This window comes from Burkholderia sp. Bp8984 (genome assembly GCF_003853755.1).
In the GTDB taxonomy this organism is placed as follows: domain Bacteria; phylum Pseudomonadota; class Gammaproteobacteria; order Burkholderiales; family Burkholderiaceae; genus Burkholderia.
The window spans coordinates 42,871-62,875 of the sequence record NZ_QTQN01000006.1; the positions used below are offsets into that span (position 1 = coordinate 42,871).

Sequence of the window (20,005 nt, forward strand, 5' to 3'; positions counted from 1 at the left end):
GACGTTGAGCCGGCTGCCGGGCCGGCGATCGTTGCGTTCTCGACGAAGCCGCGCGCCTGACCCGGCGCGGCGAAGCTTTCGTTTCGCTGACTGACGAAGCGGTTGCCTGCACGTTCGATGCGGCTCTGCAACAATACGGCTCGTGGTGCCGCGCGTTCCGTTGCCGTCGCACGCACGGAGCGCCCGTTGCCGCGCCGCTCAATCCGCGACGCCGCGCGTCGCTCGTCAGTCAGCCGAGCCTCATCTTGTCCGAATTCGCATCCCCCGCCGGCACCCGGGAGCCGGCCGTCAACTGGCGCGCGATGTCCGCCGTGCTGCTGGCCGTCGCGCTCGCGACGCTCGACACCGCGATCGCGAACACCGCGCTGCCTGCGATCGCCGCCGACCTGCACGCGTCGCCGGCCGCGTCGGTGTGGATCATCAACGCGTACCAGCTCGCGATGGTCGCGACGCTGCTGCCGTTCGCGTCGCTCGGCGACATCGTCGGCCACAAGCGCGTGTATGTCGGCGGCCTCGCGGTGTTCACGCTCGCGTCGCTCGGCTGCTCCCTCGCGGCGACGCTGCCGCAGCTGACGGCGGCGCGGATCGTGCAGGGCTTCGGCGCGAGCGCGATCATGAGCGTGAACGTCGCGCTGATCCGCAACCTGTTTCCCGCGCACCGGCTCGGGCGCGGCGTCGGCTTCAACGCGCTCGTCGTCGGCGTGTCGTTCGCGGTGGGGCCGACGATCGCGTCGCTGATCCTGTCGGTGGCCGCGTGGCCGTGGCTGTTCGCGGTGAACGTGCCGCTCGGCGTGCTCGCGCTTGCCGTGGCGATTCCGTCGCTGCCGCAGACGGCGCGGGGCAAGCACGCGTTCGATCCGCTCGCCGCGCTGTTCAACGTGATCACGTTCGCGTCGCTGATCTTCGCGCTCGGTGAATTCGCGCAGCGCGGGCCGCTGTCCGTCGTGTTCGCGGCCGCCGCGGTCGCGCTCGCGTTCGGCTGGCTGCTGATCCGCCGCCAGGCCGGGCATCCGGCACCGATGCTCCCGGTCGACCTGTTCCGCCGGCCCGTGTTCACGCTGTCCGCGCTGACGGCCGTGTGCGCGTTTGCCGCGCAGGGGCTCGCGTTCGTGTCGCTGCCGTTCTACTTCGAAACCGTCCTGCATCGCGACGCGGTCGAGACCGGATTCCTGATGACGCCGTGGTCGGCGATCGTCGCGCTCGCCGCGCCGATCGCGGGCCGCTTGTCCGACCGTTATCCGCCCGGATTGCTCGGTGCGATCGGGCTCGCGCTGCTGAGCGCGGGGATGGTGTCGCTCGCCGCGTTGCCGGCAGCGCCGAGCGTCGTCGACATCGGCTGGCGGATGATGCTGTGCGGCGCGGGCTTCGGCTTCTTCCAGTCGCCGAACCTGAAGGCGCTGATGTCGAGCGCGCCGCCCGAGCGCAGCGGCGGTGCGAGCGGGATCATCGCGACCGCGCGGCTGATCGGGCAGGCGACCGGCGCGGCGCTCGTCGCGCTGTCGTTCGGGATCGCGGGGCGTCACGGGCCGACGCTCGCGCTGATGCTCGGGGCGGGTTTTGCCGGGGCGGCGAGCGTGGCGAGCGGGCTGCGGCTCTTCGCGCCATCGCACCGGGCCGGCGCGCCGGTCGCCTCGGTTGCGACGACAGCGACGAACGAGCGGGCGACGGAGTAGGGCTCCGCGCCCGCCCGCTGCCCGTATCTTTCCCGGCCGGTGCGCGGCGAACGACCGCCGCGCGCCGGCCGTCGCGTCGGGCTCAGAAGCCGCCCGTCTGGATCAGCTTGTTGAGGTTCGCGATGTTCAGGCTGCCGAAGCCGGTCGTCAGGTCCCAGCCGGTGCCTGCTCTGTAGCCATACCCCTGATAGCCGTTGTTCCCTGACACGACGTCATAGCGCACGAGCGACGGATTCGACGGGATGTCCGCATAGAACTTCGCAGCCGGGAAACCGATACCCGTGCCGTTCGCCGCGAGCAGACGCGCCCAGAAGCCGGTAAAGATCGGCGCGGCGAGGCTCGTGCCGCCGATCTGCTGCAACTGGCCGTAGTTGTAGATGTACGCGCCCGTGCTTTGCGCGGCATCGAACGATACGTCGGGCAACTGACGATTGCTGCCCGATTGCCACGCCGGCGCCGGCAGCACCGTGCTGACGCCGCCGCCCGTCGCCCACAGCTTGCCGTTGCCGTCGAGGCCTTCGTTCCACACCGTTTCGTTCGAGAACGCACCCGCCGACGTGGTGTACAGCGTCGTGCCGCCGATCGCGAGCACGTGCGGCGACGCGGCCGGCCACGACACCGTGTAGTTCGCGCCGTCCGGATAGCCGCGGTTGTTGCACTCGTACACGCCTTCGTCGCCCGACGACACCGAGAACGTCTGACCCTGCGCGGCAGCCGTCGTGAAGATCTGCTCTTCGGCGTCGATCGTGCCGTCCGCGTTCGCGTCGGTCTCGCACCAGCCGAGCGACACGTTGATCACCTTCGCGGTGTTGTCCGACACCGCGCGGTTGAACGCCTGCGTGAGCCCCGTGTTGCCGGCGGCGTTCAGGTCAGCCATGTAGAACACGAGCTTGCCGACCTGGCCGCCGGCCGAACCGACGATCGACTGGCTGTCGAGATCCCATTCGCCCTGGCCGTCCTGGTCGTCGCTGTAGCTGCCGGTCGTGCCGGTGCCGTTGGTCTTCACGGTCTGGGTCGCGACCGTGCCGTAGCCGTTGCTCGACGTGAACTGCTTCAGGTCCTGCAGCGTCTGCGATACGCCGCCGATCGTGATGATGCCGACGCTCACGCCGGCCGCGGTCGGCACGCCGGTCGCGTTGTAGAGGCCCGGGAATTCCTTCGGATAGTGGCCGGTGGCCGTGCCGGCCGCGAGCGCCTGCGGCTTCGCGACGTTGCCGATGCGCAGCATCGGCCGTGCGCGCGCGACGTTCTGCAACCCGAGCACCGAGCCGACGACGTCTCCGAGCGCGCGCGGCACCTGCGCGGTCGACGCGTTCGCGAAGCCCGAGCGGCCCGCGTACTCGAAGTGCACGAGCGACGTGTTGAACGCGGTCTTCACCGTGCCGGCCGTGCCGCGCGCGGACACCAGCAGCCGGTTCGGCGCGACCTCGATGTTCACGAAGCCGCTCTTGCGCAGATAGTCGACGACCGATTTCACTTGCGCGTCGGTCGGCGCGTAGCTGGCGAGGAACTGTTCGTGCGTCAGGTACTGGCGGTAATGCGCGTTGCCGGGCCGGTTCACGTCGTGCGCGAGCTGCTTGAGCTGCGCGGCGTTGCGCAGCTTCAGGCTGACGACGATGTCGGCCGTTTCGCCGGCCGCGAGTTCGAGCGACGGTGCGGCGCTGCGCGCCATCAATTGCGGGCCGGTCAGAAAGGCCTTCGTGTGGGTGTCGACCCAGTCCGTCGTCGCATGTGCCGCGCCGGCGGCGAGCACGAGCGGCCACGCGCATGCGAGGCGGCGCGGCGACGGAAGGGGAAGGGCAAACCAGGCGTTCCTTTTCATCGGGAGTCCTTTTTAGGAGAGACGACGTTGCTGGAAGCCCCGGCCCTTGTGGGGCCGCGAGCGGTGACGAGCGTAGGGCGTCGGTGCCGTTCAGGTAGCTGCCAGTTTCCATAGCTGTCAGTTCTGACATCGGCGTGCTCGCGTGCCGGGGATGCGTCGTTCATGCATGCGGCAGCGGCCCGCGGCAAAGGGAACCGGTTCGCCACGTGCCGCGCACCGGTCGCTGGCGTTTGCGCGCACGACTCGTTCGTCGTGGCAGCGGAATGTGCGCGATTGCAGAGCGAAGGGCCGTGTGCGAACGGCGCTTTCGATCGCGCGTGAACGCATTGCGCGTTGCAATATGTGGTCAGGCGTTGCCGCGCGGCGGGCGCGACGACGTACGAATGCGCGAATGCATAAGAACGGAACCCGTCGATCGCGCGCGTTTCCCGAACTGTGGAACGACGTGGTGGCGAGTCTTGCAGCGTGCTTTCGGTTGGAGCGTCCGGCGAGCGGATTAGAGGAAATGCTCGAATCGGACGGTGGCGCTGCCTCGACGCGCGCGTGATGTTCTTCGCAAGCCGAATCGCCGCCATTCCGTCCGTTCCGGCGAACGGCCCTGCTGCAGGATCGCCTGATGCTTCCTGCGAAATCGCTCCTTGACGTGCATCGATCCGGGGATATTCTTGAATCCATAACTATCGGGTTATGAATCAAGCCATGCAAAACGTTCCCGACATGCTGTTCAGGACGCTCGCCGATCCGACCCGCCGCGCGCTCTTCGAGCGGCTGTGCGAGGAGGGCGAGCTGACGGTTGCCGCGCTGACGGCGCACGCAGGCGTGACGCAGCCGGCGGTATCGAAGCATCTGGGGGTACTGAAGCAGGCCGGGCTCGTGAGCGACCGTCACGAAGGCCGGCAGACGCACTACAGCGCGCAGCCGCAAGCGCTGACTCCGTTGATCGACTGGACCAGCCAGATGGCAGGCTTCTGGCAGAACCGGTTCGACGCGCTCGAAGATCTGCTCAAGAGGATGGATCAGTCATGAACCAGGCCACCACTGAAACACGCACCGTCGTCGTCGAACGGGAACTGTCGCATCCGCCGGAGAAGGTCTGGCGTGCGCTCACGCAACCGCATCTGATCGAGGCATGGCTGATGCAGAGCGATTTCGAGCCCGTCGCGGGCCGCGCGTTCAGCTTCCGCGCGGACTGGGGTTCGGTCGACTGCACGTTGCTGACGATCGAGCCGCAGCGCGTGCTGTCCTACACGTGGGCCGCCTACGGACTGGAAAGCGTCGTCACCTGGACGCTCACGCCGACGCCGGTCGGCACGCTGTTGCGGATGGAGCAGGCCGGTTTCCGCGCGGATCAGGAGCAGGCGTACCGCGGTGCGCAGCACGGGTGGGCGCGGTTCTTCGAGTCGCTCGAACAGGTGCTGGCCCGTCCTGACGAAGGCACGGAGGCCCGCTCATGAGCGCGGCATCGGACCCGAGCCCGTCGGAACGCATCGACGCGCTGATCGCCGGTATTGCCGACTGGCGCGGCAAGACGTTCGCCGATCTCCGCCAGACAATCCTCGACGCCGAAGCGGACATCGTCGAGGAATGGAAATGGATGGGCAGCCCCGTATGGTCGTGCGACGGGATGATCGCGGTCGCGAACGCGCACAAGGGCAAGGTGAAGCTCACGTTCATGCATGGCGCGCACCTGTCCGATCCCGACGGGCTGTTCAATGCGGGCCTTGAAGGCAATGCGCGGCGTGCGATCGATTTCCTCGAAGGCGACAAGCTTGACAAGCGGGCGCTGAAGCGTCTCGTTCGCGCGGCGATCGACTACAACCGCGCGCACCTGAAGAAGAATGCGCGGCCGGCCGCAGGCGGCAGGACACGCGCCGACAAGGCCGCATGACGCGGCGGCGCGCCGGCACACCGCCCCGCAGGTAAAAAAAAGCCCGACACGAGGTCGGGCTTCCAAATCGGCCGCAACCGCCGCGAGGCGGCTGCGGCACCTGCAAAAGCCGCGCGCTTACGCTGCGAGCAGCGAGCGCAGCACGAACGGCAGGATACCGCCGTGCTTGTAGTAATCGACTTCGATCGGCGTATCGATGCGCAGCAGCACCGGCACGCGGGTCGTTTCGCCGTTCTTGCGGTGAATCACGAGCGTGACGTCCTGCTGCGGCTTGAAGTCGTCGCCGAGGCCTTCGATGTCGTAGGTCTCTTCGCCGGTGATGCCGAGCGATTGGATGCTGTCCGCGCCCTTGAACTGCAGCGGCAGCACGCCCATGCCGACCAGGTTCGAGCGGTGGATCCGCTCGAAGCTGCGTGCGATCACGGCCTTCACGCCGAGCAGCTGCGTGCCCTTCGCGGCCCAGTCGCGCGACGAGCCCGTGCCGTACTCTTCGCCCGCGAACACGACGGTCGGCGTGTCGGCGTCGACGTACTTCATCGCCGCATCGTAGATCGACAGCTGTTCGCCGCTCGGCTGGTGAATCGTCAGGCCGCCTTCGACGCGCGTGCCGTCCGCCTTCGCCGGGATCATCAGGTTCTTGATCCGGACGTTCGCGAACGTGCCGCGCATCATCACGTCGTGGTTGCCGCGGCGCGAACCGTAGCTGTTGAAGTCGGCCTTCTGCACGCCGTTCTCCTTCAGCCACTTGCCTGCCGGCGAGTCTTCCTTGATCGAGCCTGCCGGGCTGATGTGGTCGGTCGTGACCGAGTCACCGAAGATGCCCAGCGCGCGCGCGCCCTTGACCGTCGGGATCGAATCGGCCGGCTCCATCGAGAAGTCGTTGCCGAAGAACGGCGGCTCCGCGATGTAGGTCGACTTCGGCCAGTCGTAGACCTGGCCCGTCTCGCCCTCGATCTTGCTCCAGAGGTCGCCCTTCTTGGTCAGCTTCGAGTAGTTGTCCTCGAACTTCTTCGGGTCGAGCGCGAACTTGAGCAGCGCGTGGATTTCCTCGCTCGTCGGCCAGATGTCGCCGAGGTAGATGTCGTAGCCGTCCTTGCCCTTGCCGACCGGCTCGGTCATCAGGTCGCGCGTGATGTTGCCGGCGATCGCGTAGGCGACGACCAGCGGCGGCGACGCGAGGAAGTTCGCGCGGATGTTCGGGTGGATGCGCGCCTCGAAGTTACGGTTGCCCGACAGCACGGCTGCCGCGACGATGTCGTTCTTCGTGATCGCTTCGTTCAGTTCCGGCGTCAGGTCGCCCGCGTTGCCGATACAGGTCGTGCAGCCGTAGGCGGCGACTTCGAAGCCGAGCTTCGCGAGGTAGGGCAGCAGGCCCGTCTTCGTCAGGTATTCGGTGACGATGCGCGATCCCGGCGCGAGCGACGTCTTGATGTGCGGGGCGACGGTCAGGCCGGCTTCGACGGCCTTCTTCGCGAGCAGGCCGGCAGCCAGCAGCACACTCGGGTTCGACGTGTTCGTGCACGACGTGATCGCGGCGATCAGCACGTCGCCGTTCTTCACGTCGACGCCGTTGCTCGTCGTGTACTGCGCGTTCAGGTCGTCCGCCTTCTTCGCGAAGCCGTTTTCCGCGACCGGCTTCGAGAACAGCTCGGTGAACGTCGACTTGACGTTGCCGATCTCGATGCGGTCCTGCGGGCGCTTCGGGCCGGCCAGCGACGGGGCGACCGTGGCGAGATCCAGCGTGACCGTGTTCGTGTAGTCGATGTCGCCCGCCTTCGGAATGCCGAACAGCTTCTGGGCCTTGAAGTAGTTCTCGAACGCGGCGATTTCCGCCTTCGTGCGGCCCGTGCCTTCGAAGTATTCGATGGTCTTTTCGTCGACCGGGAAGAAGCCCATCGTCGCGCCGTATTCCGGCGCCATGTTGCCGATCGTTGCGCGGTCCGGCAGCGACAGCGACTTCGTGCCTTCGCCGAAGAATTCGACGAACTTGCCGACGACCTTTTCCTTGCGCAGCATTTCGGTGATCGTCAGCACCAGGTCGGTGGCCGTCACGCCTTCGCGCAGCTTGCCCTTCAGCTCGACGCCGACGACGTCCGGCGTCAGGAAGTACACCGGCTGGCCGAGCATGCCGGCTTCGGCCTCGATGCCGCCCACGCCCCAGCCGACCACGCCGATGCCGTTGATCATCGTCGTGTGGCTGTCCGTGCCGACGAGGGTATCCGGGTAGTACACGGTGTCGCCGCCGTCCGTCTTCTTGTGGACGCCGCGCGCGAGATATTCGAGGTTCACCTGGTGGACGATGCCGACGCCCGGCGGCACGACCTTGAACGTGTCGAACGCCTGCATGCCCCACTTCATGAACTGGTAGCGCTCGTTGTTGCGCTGGAATTCCAGCTTCATGTTCAGGTCGAGCGCGTCCTTCTGGCGGAAGTAGTCGATCTGCACCGAGTGGTCGACGACGAGATCGACCGGGACCAGCGGCTCGATCTTCTTCGGATTCTTGCCCGAACGCTCCGCGACGCCGCGCATGGCCGCGATGTCGGCGAGCAGCGGCACGCCCGTGAAGTCCTGCAGCACGACGCGCGACACCACGAACGGAATCTCGTCGACGCGCTTCGCGGTCGGCTGCCAGTTCGCGAGCTGCTCGATGTGTTCTTCGGTGATCTTCTTGCCGTCGTAGTTGCGCAGCACGGACTCGAGCACGATACGGATCGACACCGGGAGGCGCTCGATCTTCGTCTTCAGTTCCTTGCCGAGCTGCGGCAGCGAGTAGAACTTGCCTTTGCCGGAACCGCTGTCGAATTCCTTGAGGGTCTTGTGGAGATTGTGGGCCATGGTGATTTTCCTGGGTTTAAGGCTAGGAAACAAAGAGTCCTGTAGATGACGGCTATATCACATACAAGTCGACGTACTCATCGACCGGCATCGCTTCGAGCTTTGCCTGGTCCAGCGACACGTCGAGAATCGCTTGTTGCTGCTTTGCCGGGAAACGGCGGGCGAGGTTGGTCCGGAACTTCTCGACCAGGAGCGGGATGCCGTCCGCACGGCGTCGCTGATGGCCGATCGGGTATTCGACCGCTACTTCGGCAAGCGTCGACCCGTCCGCGAATTCGATCGTCAGCGCATTCGCGATCGACCGCTTGGCGGGGTCATGGTAATCCTTCGTGAACTGCGGATCCTCGACGCACACGGTTTTCGCGCGCAGCGCGTCGATGCGCGGATCGGCGGCGACCGCGTCTTCGTAATCGGCCGCGGTCAGCCGGCCGAACAGCAGCGGCACGGCGACCATGTACTGGATGCAGTGGTCGCGATCGGCCGGATTGGCGAGCGGGCCCTGCTTGTCGATGATGCGGATCGCGGCCGCGTGCGTGCGGATCGTGATCCGGCTGATTTCGTCGGTCGTGCGGCCCGCCGCGGCGAGCTGCGCGTGCAGCTGCAGCGCGGCCTCGGCGGCCGTCTGCGCATGGAATTCGGCGGGGAACGCGATCTTGAACAGCACGTTTTCCATCACGTACGTTCCGTACGGGCGCTGGAAGCGGAACGGCTTGCCGTCGAACAGCACGTCGTAGAAGCCCCAGGTTTTCGCGGTGAGCGCCGATGGGTAGCCCATTTCACCCGTTTTCGCGATCAGCGCGAGGCGCACCGCGCGGGACGTCGCGTCGCCGGCCGCCCACGACTTGCGCGAACCGGTGTTCGGCGCGTGGCGGTAGGTGCGCAGCGCGTGGCCGTCGACGAATGCGTTGGATACCGCGTTGATCAGCTCGTCGCGCGTGAGCCCGAGCAGGCGGCCGACGACGGCCGTCGACGCCACTTTCACGAGCAGCACGTGGTCGAGCCCGACTGCGTTGAATGAATTCTCGAGTGCGAGGCAGCCCTGGATCTCGTGGGCCTGGATCATCGCGACGAGCACGTCGCGCATCGCAAGCGGCTTCCTGCCGGCCGCGACGGCCGTGCGGGACAGCCAGTCGGCCGTCGCCAGGATCCCGCCGAGGTTGTCGGACGGATGACCCCATTCGGCGGCGAGCCAGGTGTCGTTGAAGTCCAGCCAGCGGATCATCGCGCCGAGGTCGAAAGCAGCGTGGACGGGATCGAGCTGGAAGGACGTGCCGGGCACCTTCGCGCCGTTCGGCACGATCGTGCCCGGCACGACGGGGCCGAGCAGCTTGGTGCAGGCCGGGTAGGACAGCGCCTCGAGTCCGCATCCGAGCGTGTCGATCAGGCAATGACGCGCCGTCTCCAGCGCGAGCGCGCTGTCGATGCCGGTGTTCAGCACGTAGTCGACGATATCGACGAGTACCGTATCCGGAGCGGGGCGGACGTTGGAGACCGAGGCGGACATCGAGGAGCTCGGGAGAGCGCGCTTAGTTCGTTGCCGGCTTCAGCTCGTTCGATTGCGTCGGCGCCGGCGTGCCTTGCGCCATTTCCGGCGTCACGCATTCGTCGGCGAGACGCTCGCCGCCGTTCGCGTCGCTGAACAGCATCGCCTTGCTCGGGATCACGACCAGCTTGAAGCCTGCTGCCGGATCATAGAACGTGTCGGCGCCCGTCGTCGTGGCCTGACGCGGCAGCTTGTAGTTCTTCTTCGCCCAGTGAACCGTGACGACCTGGTCACGCTTCATGTCGCCGGCGAGGTCGAACGACAGGCCGTCCTTGCACGACCACTTGGCCGCGCCGTCCGGTACCGGATCGACCTTGGCCGCGGCACGCGCCTGTGCCTTCTTGCTGCGCGGAACGATGCGCTTGGCCGGCGCCGGGCGCTTGGCCGTCTTCTTCGCAGTCGTCGCCGTATCCTGGGCGAACGCGCTCGGAGCCGACACCAGCATCGTGGCGGACAAGGCGCCGATGGCGGTAGCGATCAGGAGTTTCTTCATGGAGTCAGAACCTTTCGATAATCAGTTGACAAGGGCCGGCAGCTGACACCGCCGGCCGGTTTGAAACTGCACGCGCCCCGGAAGCGCGCAGCGGCCGCTATTTTCACCTATTTGGCCGCGCTCATATCAGGTTTTCGGGCTCCGTTACGTTTTTTGTCGTTTCGCCAACCCGTCTCGGGTTCGCGCCCCGGTGATTCGATGAAATTCGTGTGTCGGCGCGCGCTCACCGCGCGTCTCCGGCGGCCGGGCCGAACAGCGGCGCGGCCTCGGCCGGCACCGGCTGGCCGGTCGCCCGTGCGCGGCGCAGCACCGACCAGTAATAGCGGTAGCTCGCGCGATCGTGCAGTGTATCGCCATGGCGCGTCGGGCCCCAGTCGGCGGCCTGCGCTGCCAGCAGGATGTCGGCGGCTAGCGCGACTTCATCGGTGCGCGGCGCGAACGCGTCGACGATCGGGCGGATCTGCGCGGGATGGATGCTCCACATCCGCGTGAACGCGAACTCGTCGCGCGCGCGGCGTGCGTCGCCGGCGACGACGGCCATGTCGCGCACTTCCGTCGTCACGTTGTGCGACGGCGTCTTGCCGTGCGCATGGCAGGCGGCGGCGATTTCCAGCTTCGCGCGGCGCACGAGCGGGTGGTCGAACTGGCCGGGCGAGCGCATCGCCGCATCGGGAATCGCGCCGTGATGCGCGGACACGAAGTCCATCAGCCCGAAGCTCAGCGTGCCGACCAGCGGCAGCGCGGCGAGGGCGGCCGCCTGGGCGAGCGCGCCGTGCGTCTCGACCAGCACATCCACCGGAATCGGCTGCGCGAGGCCGAGCTCGCGGCGCGTGCCTTCGATGAACGCGACCATCTCGGCCGCGTCGGCGGCGCTCGCGATCTTCGGCAGCGTGACGTAGGCCGGCGCGCGCGCGGCGCGCAGCACGATGCGCACGTCGTCGCGCCAGTGCGGATGGGAAAAGTCGTGGATGCGGACGCCGACCCGCCCGAAGCGGTTCTCGGCGCCGCCGAGGAGTTCGGCGACGAGCTGCGCGTGCGCGGCTTCCTGGCCGACGGCCGCGCCGTCCTCGCAGTCGAGCGTGATGTCGAACACGGGGCCGAGTTCGGCCTGGAGCGCGAGCGACTTGCGCATCAGCTTCTCGCTGCCCGCGTAGTGATCGCAGCAGGGCAGGATCGCGGGCGGGGACGCCCCGTCGTACAGCACTTGTGCAGGAGTGAGCGCGGACATCTCTTCTACGTCAAGGAAGCGGGCAACGTGGAGAAAATCGGATTCGGGCACGTTCTGGGCCGGCGCGCGGGGCGCCTGGAGCGGCAAAACGTGCCCGGATCGGATCGGGCGGCGGGGCCGGTTGCAGCCCCGCCGCCCGTGCCGTGGCCGGGCCGCCCGCAGGCGGCCCGGCCATGCAGCCTGCTTAGTTCTTCAGCAGGTGGGCGACGCCGTCGCGCTCTTCGAGCAGCTCGGCCAGCGTGCCGTCCATCTTCTCGCGCGAGAACGCGTCGATTTCGAGGCCTTCGACACGCTTGTACTCACCGTTTTCGCACGTGACCGGCACACCGTAGATGATGTCTTCGGGGATGCCGTACGAGCCGTCCGACGGGATGCCCATCGTGACCCACTTGCCGTTCGTGCCGAGGACCCAGTCACGCACGTGGTCGATCGCCGCGTTGGCTGCCGACGCCGCCGACGACAGGCCGCGCGCTTCGATGATCGCCGCGCCGCGCTTGCCGACGGTCGGGATGAACGTGTCGCGGTTCCACACGTCGTCGTTGATCAGCTTCAGCAGCGACTCGCCTTCGACGGTCGCGAAGCGGAAGTCGGGGTACATCGTCGGCGAGTGGTTGCCCCACACGGCGAGCTTCTCGATCGACGCGACCGGCTTGCCCGACTTGGCGGCGAGCTGCGACAGCGCGCGGTTGTGGTCGAGGCGCAGCATCGCCGTGAAGTTCTTCTTCGGCAGATCCGGTGCCGACTTCATCGCGATGTACGCGTTGGTGTTCGCCGGGTTGCCGACGACCAGCACCTTCACGTCGCGGCTCGCGACTTCGTTCAGCGCAGCGCCCTGGACCGTGAAGATCTCGGCGTTCGCCGACAGCAGGTCCTTGCGCTCCATGCCCTTCGAGCGCGGACGTGCACCGACCAGCAGCGCGACGTCTGCATCCTTGAATGCAACCTTCGGATCGTCGGTGATCACGACGCCCGCGAGCAGCGGGAACGCGCAATCGTCGAGTTCCATCACGACGCCTTTGACGGCGGCTTGGGCTTGCGGGAGGTCGAGCAGTTGCAGGATGACCGGCTGGTCCTTGCCGAGCAGGTCGCCGTTCGCGATGCGGAACAGCAGGGAGTAAGCGATTTGACCTGCGGCGCCGGTGACGGCAACGCGCTTTGCGGGCTTAGCCATTGAAAATCTCCAGGACGGGTGAAGCGGTGGACGCTAGGCAAAACGCCATTCTATGCGCGTTACGCGTAGCGTTGCATTGAAGCAGGGCGGAGGATTCGCGAAAGGCAGACGCGGTGAACCTGGAGACGGCCGTGGCACGTAGCCGGGGACGCATTTTGCACCCGCGAACCCTTGCTCGCCCCGGAGTGTAGGAGCCGATGGACCCAAAGTCAAACGGTATCATATGTCTTATATAAGACAGATGTTTTGCGGAATTTGAGTGGACGGAAAAGCGCGGTTTGTGATGAAATGCGCGCCATGACATCGAACCAGGCGAACAACGCGAATCCGACCGGCGCAGGCGGCCCAGGGCAGCCGGGCGCGGGCGATTCCGTGCCGGCGCCTGCGCCTGCCGCTTCGCCGTCGCCGACCTTCAGTCCGTTATACCAGCAGATCAAGTCATTGATCACGCAAAGTCTCGAATCCGGTGAATGGAAGCCGGGCGAGATCATCCCGAGCGAAGTGGAGCTGGCTGCCCGTTACAAGGTCAGCCAGGGCACGGTTCGCAAGGCGATCGACGAGCTGGCCGCGGAAAACCTCGTGGTCCGGCGGCAAGGCAAGGGTACTTTTGTTGCGACGCACAATGAGGATCGCGCGCAGTTCCGCTTCCTGCGGCTGCTGGCCGACGACGGTGCCGAGCATCCGCACGTGAGCCGCCTGCTCGAATGCCGGCGCCTGCGCGCGCCGGCCGAGATCGCGCGGCAGCTCGACCTGAAGCCGGCCGATCCGGTCGTGCAGGTGCGTCGCCTGCTGGAATTCGAGAACGAAGTGACGGTGCTCGACGAGATCTGGCTGCCGGGCGCGATGTTCCGCGGGCTGACGTTCGAGCGGCTGAGCGAGTACAAGGGCCCGCTCTACGCGATGTTCGAGACGGAATTCGGCACGCGGATGATCCGCGCGACGGAGAAGATCCGCGCGGTGGCGGCGGAGCCGGCGGTGGCCGACCTGCTGCACGTGCCGGCGGGTTTTCCGTTGCTGTCGGTCGAGCGCGTGTCCTATACATACGGAGACCGGCCGGTGGAAGTGCGGCGCGGCTGGTATGTCACAACCGGGTATTACTATCAGAATGACTTGAGCTGACGACGGATCGGCACAAGCAGCGTGCACGCGGGTTTCCCGTTTTCGCGTAGCACGTTTCGGGCCGCCTTTATTCCCGTTCGCGTAATGATCCAGAGCAGACTTTCGCTGCAGCGCGATATAAAAAGGCGCTAAAATCGCGGATTAGTGTGACAACATAGTAGGGGTCTAGCATGACTGACGCAGTAAGAAAGCCGAGGCCGGAATACCGGAACATCGGAATCGGCGACATCACCTTGAAATATCGCATGCCGCTGGCGGCGATATTGTCGATTCTCCACCGAGTCAGCGGCGCGCTGCTGTTCCTGTTCCTGCCGTTCCTGCTGTTCCTCTTCGACCAGAGCCTCACCTCCGAGCTCAGCTTCGAAGTCTTCAAGGCTTTCCTCTCCAACATCGTCGTCAAGCTGATCGTCCTCGCGCTGTCCTGGGCGTTCCTCCACCATTTCTGCGCCGGCATTCGCCACCTGCTGATGGACGTCAACCACGACGCCGTCTCGAAGGAAGGCGGCAAGCGGACGGCCGTCGTCGTCTTTGTCGTCTCGATCGCGCTGACGATCGCCATGGCACTCAAACTGTTCGGAGCATTCTAAGAAAATGGCAGCCAATAACCGAATCGGCTCGAAGCGCCTCGTCGTCGGCGCTCACTACGGCCTGCGCGACTGGCTCGCGCAGCGCGTCACCGCCACGATCATGGCGGTCTACACGGTCATTCTGCTCGTCCTGTTCTTCGGCGCGCATGACTTCTCGTACGAAGGCTGGGCATCGATCTTCTCCGCGCAATGGATGAAGCTCGCGACCTTCGTGACGCTGCTTTCCCTCTTCTACCACGCATGGGTCGGCGTGCGCGACATCTGGATGGACTACGTGAAGCCCGTCGGTGTGCGCCTGCTGCTGCAATCGCTGACCATCGTCTGGCTGCTCGCATGTGCGGGCTACGCCGCGCAGATTCTCTGGAGAGTGTAAAGAATGGCTGCAATCAAAACTTCCCTGCCGAGCCGCAAGTTCGACGTGGTGATCGTCGGCGCGGGCGGCTCGGGCTTGCGCGCAGCGCTGCAACTGTCGCGCGCGGGCCTGTCGGTCGGCGTGCTGTCGAAGGTGTTCCCGACCCGTTCGCACACGGTGGCCGCACAGGGCGGCATCGGCGCGTCGCTCGGCAACATGAGCGAAGACAACTGGCACTTCCACTTCTACGACACGATCAAGGGTTCCGACTGGCTCGGCGACCAGGACGCGATCGAGTTCATGTGCCGCGAAGCACCGAACGTCGTGTACGAACTGGAACACTTCGGCATGCCGTTCGACCGTAACGCGGACGGCACGATCTACCAGCGTCCGTTCGGCGGCCACACCGCGAACTACGGCGAGAAGCCGGTCCAGCGCGCATGCGCGGCCGCCGACCGTACCGGTCACGCGCTGCTGCACACGCTGTACCAGCAGAACGTCGAGGCGAAGACGCAGTTCTTCGTCGAATGGATGGCGCTCGACCTGATCCGCGACGCGGACGGCGACGTGCTCGGCGTGACGGCCCTCGAGATGGAGACGGGCGACGTCTACATCATGGAAGGCAAGACGACGCTGTTCGCGACGGGCGGCGCAGGCCGGATCTTCGCGGCATCGACCAACGCGTTCATCAACACCGGCGACGGCCTCGGCATGGCTGCCCGCTCGGGCATCGCGCTGCAGGACATGGAGTTCTGGCAGTTCCACCCGACCGGCGTGGCCGGCGCGGGCGTGCTGATCACCGAAGGCGTGCGCGGCGAAGGCGGTATCCTGCGCAACGCGAACGGCGAGCGCTTCATGGAACGCTACGCACCGACGCTGAAGGACCTGGCGCCGCGTGACTTCGTGTCGCGTTCGATGGACCAGGAAATCAAGGAAGGTCGCGGCGTCGGTCCGAACAAGGATCACGTGCTGCTCGACCTGTCGCACATCGGCGCCGAGACGATCATGAAGCGTCTGCCGTCGATCCGCGAAATCGCGCTGAAGTTCGCGAACGTCGACGCGATCAAGGAACCGATCCCGGTCGTCCCGACGATCCACTACCAGATGGGCGGCATCCCGACCAACATCCACGGTCAGGTCGTCGGCACGTCGCGCGGCCACAAGGATCCGGTCAACGGCTTCTACGCAGTGGGCGAGTGCTCGTGCGTGTCCGTGCACGGCGCGAACCGCCTCGGCACGAACTCGCTGCTGGACCTCGTGGTGTTCGGCCGTGCGGCCGGCAACCACATCGTCGAGCACGTGAAGAACCAGAAGGAACACAAGCCGCTGCCGGCCGATGCAGGCGAGTTCTCGCTGGCGCGTCTGAACAAGCTCGACAAGTCGAGCTCGGGCGAGTACACGCAGGACGTCGCGAACGACATCCGTGCGACGATGCAGAAGCACGCAGGCGTGTTCCGCACGTCGGCGCTGCTGAAGGAAGGCGTCGACCAGATGGCCGGCCTGAAGGCCCGCGTGGAAAACATCCACCTGAAGGACAAGTCGAAGGTGTTCAACACCGCGCGCGTCGAAGCGCTCGAGCTGGAGAACCTGATCGAAGTCGCCCGCGCGACGATGGTGTCGGCGGAAGCGCGCAAGGAAAGCCGCGGCGCGCACGCGCACAGCGATTACGAACACCGCGACGACGACAACTGGCTGCGCCACACGCTGTGGTACAGCGAAGGCGATCGCCTCGACTACAAGCCGGTTCAAATGAAGCCGCTGACGGTCGACTCCGTGCCGCCGAAGCCGCGCACGTTCTAAGCCGAGTCAAAGGAATCCGAAATGGCAAAACGCATTTTTGAAGTCTACCGCTACGATCCGGACAAGGACGCGGCACCGCGCATGCAGACGTACGAGCTCGAGATCCAGCATGAGCGCATGCTGCTCGACGCACTGGTCAAGCTGAAGGCCGTCGACGAGACGCTGTCGTTCCGCCGTTCGTGCCGTGAAGGCGTGTGCGGTTCGGACGCGATGAACATCAACGGCAAGAACGGTCTCGCGTGCCTGACGAACCTGAACGACCTGCCGCAGAAGATCGTGCTGCGCCCGCTGCCGGGCCTGCCTGTCGTGCGCGACCTGATCGTCGACATGACGCACTTCTTCAACCAGTATCACTCGATCAAGCCGTACCTGATCAACGACGCGCCGCCGCCGGAGAAGGAACGCCTCCAGTCGCCGGAAGAACGCGACGAGCTCGACGGCGTGTACGAGTGCATTCTGTGCGCGAGCTGCTCGACGTCGTGCCCGAGCTTCTGGTGGAACCCGGACAAGTTCGTCGGCCCGGCCGGCCTGCTGCAGGCTTACCGCTTCATCGCGGATAGCCGCGACACCGCCACCGGCGAGCGTCTCGACAACCTGGAAGACCCGTACCGTCTGTTCCGTTGCCACACGATCATGAACTGCGTCGACGTTTGCCCGAAGGGCCTGAACCCGACGAAGGCGATCGGCAAGATCAAGGAACTGATGGTTCGCCGCGCGGTTTAAAGTTTGTGATGAGCGACGATTCGCATCAATCCGACCCGCACCGTCGCGCGCGCCTCCGCTGGCGCGCGCGGCGGGGTCTGCTGGAAAACGACATCGTATTCGAGCGTTTCTTCAGCAGATACGAGCATGACCTCACCGATGCAGACGTAGGCGCGTTGTCGCGCCTGCTCGATCTGAGCGACAACGACCTGATGGACTTGCTCCTCGCGCGCAAGGAACCAGAGGGCGACCTAGACAGCCAGGATATTCACCGGCTGTTGGAGATGCTGCGCAACGTGTAACGCCAAGGTGTAACGCGCTGTGCCCGTTATCGAATCCCGTTTCTATTTTCGATTGAGGATGTGCCATGACTCCGTCTGATGTTAAAGCCACGCTATCGTTCAGCGACAACTCGCCGAGCGTCGAACTGCCGATCTACAAGGGCACGATGGGCCCGGACGTGATCGACATCCGCAAGCTGTACGGCCAGACCGGCAAGTTCACGTACGACCCGGGCTTCATGTCGACGGCAGCTTGTAATTCGGCGATCACGTACATCGACGGCGACAAGGGCGAACTGCTGTACCGCGGCTACCCGATCGACAACCTCGCGCAGAACGCCGACTTCCTCGAGTCCTGCTACCTGCTGCTGAAGGGCGAGCTGCCGAACGCGGCGCAAAAGAAGGAATTCGTCGACACCGTCACGAAGCACACGATGGTGCACGAGCAGATGCACTTCTTCTTCCGTGGCTTCCGCCGCGACGCGCACCCGATGGCGATCCTGGTCGCCGCGGTCGGCGCGCTGTCCGCGTTCTACCACGACTCGCTCGACATCAACGACCCGCGTCACCGCGAAGTGTCGGCGATCCGCATGATCGCGAAGCTGCCGACGCTCGTCGCGATGGCGTACAAGTACAGCATCGGCCAGCCGTTCGTGTATCCGAAGAACTCGCTGTCGTACAGCGCGAACTTCATGCACATGATGTTCTCGAACCCGTGCGAAGAGTACAAGGTCAACGACGTGCTCGTCCGCGCACTCGACCGCATCCTGATCCTGCACGCCGATCACGAGCAGAACGCATCGACGTCGACGGTCCGCCTGGCCGGCTCGTCGGGCGCGAACCCGTTCGCGTGTATCGCGGCCGGTATCGCTTGTCTGTGGGGCCCGGCGCACGGTGGTGCGAACGAAGCCGCGCTGAACATGCTCGAGCAGATCGGTTCGCCGGACAACATCCCCGAATTCATCAAGCAGGTGAAGGACAAGAATTCGGGCGTGAAGCTGATGGGCTTCGGTCACCGCGTGTACAAGAACTACGACCCGCGTGCGAAGCTGATGCGCGAAACGTGCTACGAAGTGCTGAACGAACTCGGCCTGCACGACGACCCGCTGTTCAAGCTCGCGATGCAGCTCGAGAAGATCGCGCTGGAAGACGAATACTTCGTGTCGCGCAAGCTGTACCCGAACGTCGACTTCTACTCGGGTATCGTCCAGCGCGCGCTGGGCATCCCGACGTCGATGTTCACGTGTATCTTCGCGATGGCACGTACGGTCGGCTGGATCGCACAGTGGAACGAAATGATCGCGGATCCGGAACAGAAGATCGGCCGTCCGCGTCAGCTGTTCATCGGCGACACGCCGCGCGAAGCGAAGCCGATCAACGCACGTTAAGTCGTGCGCGGCGCGAACGGCCGCAAGGCCGCTCGCGTCCGGCAACTGCAACGCCCCGACACCCCGGTGGGACATCCCGCCGGGGTGTTTTCATTTGCGCGGCCGACGCTGGCCCGAGCCGGCGCGGCGTTCCAGCGACGGCGGGCGTGTGTCGAGCGGCGGCGAGTCGGTGCCGGGGTCGCTGTCGGGCGCGTGGCCGTGTTGAGCGAAGAACTGCCGGTATGCGCCGGGCGTCATCCCGCGCGCGGCGAGGAACTGGCGGTTGAAGTTCGCGGCGTTCGGAATGCCGCAGCGCGCGGCGACCGTCGCGATCGGCCAGTCGGTGCCGACCAGATGGCGGCACGCATGCGCGAGCCGCAGCCGCTGCACGTAGCGGCCGACGCTTTCGCCGAGGTGCCGTACGAACAACCGCTGCAGCGTGCGTTCGGACATGTGCGCGACGGCCGCGAGCGCATCGACGCGCAGCGGCTCGTGGAACTGCCGGTCGATCGCGTCGAGCACGCGATCGAGCCGCTCTGCTTCGGGCGCGGCGGCGTTCGCGGACGGCGACGCTGCATCGGGTTGATCGTAGGCCTGCGCGGTGGCGAGCGGTTCTCCGCCGGCGTCCGCGAGATCGGCGAGCGTGTCGAGTGCGGCCGCGAGGCGAATGCGCGGCGAAGGGTCGAGCAACTGCGGCAGCCGCGCGCGCATCGCACGGGCCGTATCGGCGTCGAATGCAAGGCCGGGCGCCGCGCGCCGCAGCAGCGAGCGCAGCGGCGCGTACTCGGGGCAGCAGTCGGCCACGCGTCGTGCCCAGTCACCGTCGAACCAGACGACGAGCGCGACTTCCGGCGCCGCGCGATCGATGCGCGCATTCGACGACCACGTATGCGGCAGGTTGGGCGGCACGAGCACCAGATCGTCGTCCGCATAGCGCGCGACGTGATCGCCGATGAAGCGCTGGCCGCGGCTGTTCAGCGTCAGCGTCAGTTCGTACTCGGGATGACGGTGCCATTCGAACGGAATGCGCGCGAGCTGGCGGTGGTACACGCGGATCGAACAGCCGGGGGCGAACGTCACGTGCTCGTACTGCGGTTTCATCGCGGCCTCCGGGCGAGGGCGGGCAGCGCGCCGTGGCATGATC

At 66.0% G+C, this 20,005-nt stretch carries 18 protein-coding genes; 11 read left to right on the forward strand and 7 right to left on the reverse strand.

Translation table 11 applies throughout. From position 1 onward, the window contains the following. Positions 1–245: 245 nt before the first annotated feature. Positions 246–1,673: an MFS transporter gene (locus DID98_RS08435; protein WP_124570560.1), complete on the forward strand. Its 1,428-nt coding sequence runs from the start codon at positions 246–248 to the stop codon at positions 1,671–1,673. Between the two features lie 82 nt (positions 1,674–1,755). Here the strand turns inward: DID98_RS08435 and DID98_RS08440 are convergent, their stop codons facing one another. Further along, entirely contained in the window at positions 1,756–3,495 is a 1,740-nt protein-coding gene (locus DID98_RS08440) for a protease pro-enzyme activation domain-containing protein (RefSeq protein WP_124570561.1), read from the reverse strand. Positions 3,496–4,194: 699 nt separating this feature from the next. Here DID98_RS08440 and DID98_RS08450 point away from each other — a divergent pair. From DID98_RS08450 to DID98_RS08460, 3 genes are read left to right on the forward strand one after another with little or no spacing between them, the layout of a single operon-like run. Further along, positions 4,195–4,521, forward strand: a complete 327-nt coding sequence (locus DID98_RS08450; RefSeq protein WP_044845308.1) for a helix-turn-helix transcriptional regulator — start codon at positions 4,195–4,197, stop codon at positions 4,519–4,521. Beyond that, positions 4,518–4,949 (forward strand): SRPBCC domain-containing protein, encoded by a 432-nt coding sequence (locus tag DID98_RS08455; RefSeq protein WP_124486404.1) that lies wholly within the window; start codon positions 4,518–4,520, stop codon positions 4,947–4,949. The genes DID98_RS08450 and DID98_RS08455 overlap by 4 nt, the downstream gene beginning before the upstream one ends. After that, positions 4,946–5,383, forward strand: coding sequence for a DUF1801 domain-containing protein (locus tag DID98_RS08460; RefSeq protein ID WP_124486403.1), 438 nt, complete (start codon positions 4,946–4,948; stop codon positions 5,381–5,383). The genes DID98_RS08455 and DID98_RS08460 overlap by 4 nt, the downstream gene beginning before the upstream one ends. 117 nt (positions 5,384–5,500) lie before the next feature. Here the strand turns inward: DID98_RS08460 and acnA are convergent, their stop codons facing one another. From acnA to DID98_RS08485, 5 genes are all read right to left on the reverse strand, one after another. Continuing rightward, positions 5,501–8,218 (reverse strand): aconitate hydratase AcnA, encoded by a 2,718-nt coding sequence (gene acnA, locus DID98_RS08465; protein ID WP_124570562.1) that lies wholly within the window; start codon positions 8,216–8,218, stop codon positions 5,501–5,503. Between the two features lie 52 nt (positions 8,219–8,270). Further along, the gene (locus DID98_RS08470) at positions 8,271–9,722 is read right to left on the reverse strand and encodes a bifunctional 2-methylcitrate dehydratase/aconitate hydratase (protein WP_124486402.1); all 1,452 of its coding nucleotides are present in this window, start codon (positions 9,720–9,722) and stop codon (positions 8,271–8,273) included. 22 nt (positions 9,723–9,744) lie between these two features. Next, positions 9,745–10,254, reverse strand: a complete 510-nt coding sequence (locus tag DID98_RS08475; protein ID WP_044845313.1) for a hypothetical protein — start codon at positions 10,252–10,254, stop codon at positions 9,745–9,747. Positions 10,255–10,477: 223 nt separating this feature from the next. Further along, positions 10,478–11,482 carry a CoA ester lyase gene (locus tag DID98_RS08480; RefSeq protein ID WP_124486401.1) on the reverse strand — a complete coding sequence of 335 codons (1,005 nt, stop codon included), beginning with the start codon at positions 11,480–11,482 and terminating at the stop codon, positions 10,478–10,480. A 184-nt stretch (positions 11,483–11,666) separates the two neighbouring features. Continuing rightward, positions 11,667–12,653: a malate dehydrogenase gene (locus DID98_RS08485; protein ID WP_044843799.1), complete on the reverse strand. Its 987-nt coding sequence runs from the start codon at positions 12,651–12,653 to the stop codon at positions 11,667–11,669. A 288-nt stretch (positions 12,654–12,941) separates the two neighbouring features. On the opposite strand from DID98_RS08485, the gene DID98_RS08490 reads away from it, so the two are divergent. From DID98_RS08490 to gltA, 7 genes are all read left to right on the forward strand, one after another. Then, positions 12,942–13,772 (forward strand): GntR family transcriptional regulator, encoded by an 831-nt coding sequence (locus DID98_RS08490; RefSeq protein ID WP_082088449.1) that lies wholly within the window; start codon positions 12,942–12,944, stop codon positions 13,770–13,772. 170 nt (positions 13,773–13,942) lie between these two features. Beyond that, positions 13,943–14,359, forward strand: coding sequence for a succinate dehydrogenase, cytochrome b556 subunit (gene sdhC / locus DID98_RS08495; RefSeq protein ID WP_012365678.1), 417 nt, complete (start codon positions 13,943–13,945; stop codon positions 14,357–14,359). A 4-nt stretch (positions 14,360–14,363) separates the two neighbouring features. Then, a complete protein-coding gene (gene sdhD, locus DID98_RS08500) occupies positions 14,364–14,732 on the forward strand; it encodes a succinate dehydrogenase, hydrophobic membrane anchor protein (protein ID WP_006399546.1) in 369 nt (122 codons plus the stop codon). Between the two features lie 3 nt (positions 14,733–14,735). After that, positions 14,736–16,511 (forward strand): succinate dehydrogenase flavoprotein subunit, encoded by a 1,776-nt coding sequence (gene sdhA / locus DID98_RS08505; RefSeq protein ID WP_124521336.1) that lies wholly within the window; start codon positions 14,736–14,738, stop codon positions 16,509–16,511. Positions 16,512–16,532: 21 nt separating this feature from the next. After that, the gene (locus DID98_RS08510; protein WP_011658352.1) at positions 16,533–17,234 is read left to right on the forward strand and encodes a succinate dehydrogenase iron-sulfur subunit; all 702 of its coding nucleotides are present in this window, start codon (positions 16,533–16,535) and stop codon (positions 17,232–17,234) included. An 8-nt stretch (positions 17,235–17,242) separates the two neighbouring features. Next, positions 17,243–17,515, forward strand: a complete 273-nt coding sequence (locus DID98_RS08515) for a succinate dehydrogenase assembly factor 2 (RefSeq protein ID WP_044843801.1) — start codon at positions 17,243–17,245, stop codon at positions 17,513–17,515. A 65-nt stretch (positions 17,516–17,580) separates the two neighbouring features. Beyond that, the gene (gene gltA / locus DID98_RS08520) at positions 17,581–18,882 is read left to right on the forward strand and encodes a citrate synthase (RefSeq protein ID WP_014899964.1); all 1,302 of its coding nucleotides are present in this window, start codon (positions 17,581–17,583) and stop codon (positions 18,880–18,882) included. A gap of 90 nt (positions 18,883–18,972) precedes the next feature. Here the strand turns inward: gltA and DID98_RS08525 are convergent, their stop codons facing one another. Then, entirely contained in the window at positions 18,973–19,962 is a 990-nt protein-coding gene (locus tag DID98_RS08525; protein ID WP_124486400.1) for an AraC family transcriptional regulator, read from the reverse strand. Positions 19,963–20,005: the final 43 nt, after the last annotated feature.

Coding starts and splice junctions, on each gene's coding strand:
- DID98_RS08460 (WP_124486403.1), top strand. CDS start 4,946: ATGAGCGCGGCATCGGACCCGAGCCCGTCGGAACGCATCGACGCGCTG.
- DID98_RS08490 (WP_082088449.1), top strand. CDS start 12,942: ATGCGCGCCATGACATCGAACCAGGCGAACAACGCGAATCCGACCGGC.
- sdhC (WP_012365678.1), top strand. CDS start 13,943: ATGACTGACGCAGTAAGAAAGCCGAGGCCGGAATACCGGAACATCGGA.
- DID98_RS08450 (WP_044845308.1), top strand. CDS start 4,195: ATGCAAAACGTTCCCGACATGCTGTTCAGGACGCTCGCCGATCCGACC.
- DID98_RS08455 (WP_124486404.1), top strand. CDS start 4,518: ATGAACCAGGCCACCACTGAAACACGCACCGTCGTCGTCGAACGGGAA.
- DID98_RS08470 (WP_124486402.1), bottom strand. CDS start 9,722: ATGTCCGCCTCGGTCTCCAACGTCCGCCCCGCTCCGGATACGGTACTC.
- sdhD (WP_006399546.1), top strand. CDS start 14,364: ATGGCAGCCAATAACCGAATCGGCTCGAAGCGCCTCGTCGTCGGCGCT.
- gltA (WP_014899964.1), top strand. CDS start 17,581: ATGACTCCGTCTGATGTTAAAGCCACGCTATCGTTCAGCGACAACTCG.
- DID98_RS08475 (WP_044845313.1), bottom strand. CDS start 10,254: ATGAAGAAACTCCTGATCGCTACCGCCATCGGCGCCTTGTCCGCCACG.
- DID98_RS08525 (WP_124486400.1), bottom strand. CDS start 19,962: ATGAAACCGCAGTACGAGCACGTGACGTTCGCCCCCGGCTGTTCGATC.
- acnA (WP_124570562.1), bottom strand. CDS start 8,218: ATGGCCCACAATCTCCACAAGACCCTCAAGGAATTCGACAGCGGTTCC.
- DID98_RS08480 (WP_124486401.1), bottom strand. CDS start 11,482: ATGTCCGCGCTCACTCCTGCACAAGTGCTGTACGACGGGGCGTCCCCG.
- DID98_RS08485 (WP_044843799.1), bottom strand. CDS start 12,653: ATGGCTAAGCCCGCAAAGCGCGTTGCCGTCACCGGCGCCGCAGGTCAA.
- sdhA (WP_124521336.1), top strand. CDS start 14,736: ATGGCTGCAATCAAAACTTCCCTGCCGAGCCGCAAGTTCGACGTGGTG.
- DID98_RS08440 (WP_124570561.1), bottom strand. CDS start 3,495: ATGAAAAGGAACGCCTGGTTTGCCCTTCCCCTTCCGTCGCCGCGCCGC.
- DID98_RS08510 (WP_011658352.1), top strand. CDS start 16,533: ATGGCAAAACGCATTTTTGAAGTCTACCGCTACGATCCGGACAAGGAC.
- DID98_RS08515 (WP_044843801.1), top strand. CDS start 17,243: ATGAGCGACGATTCGCATCAATCCGACCCGCACCGTCGCGCGCGCCTC.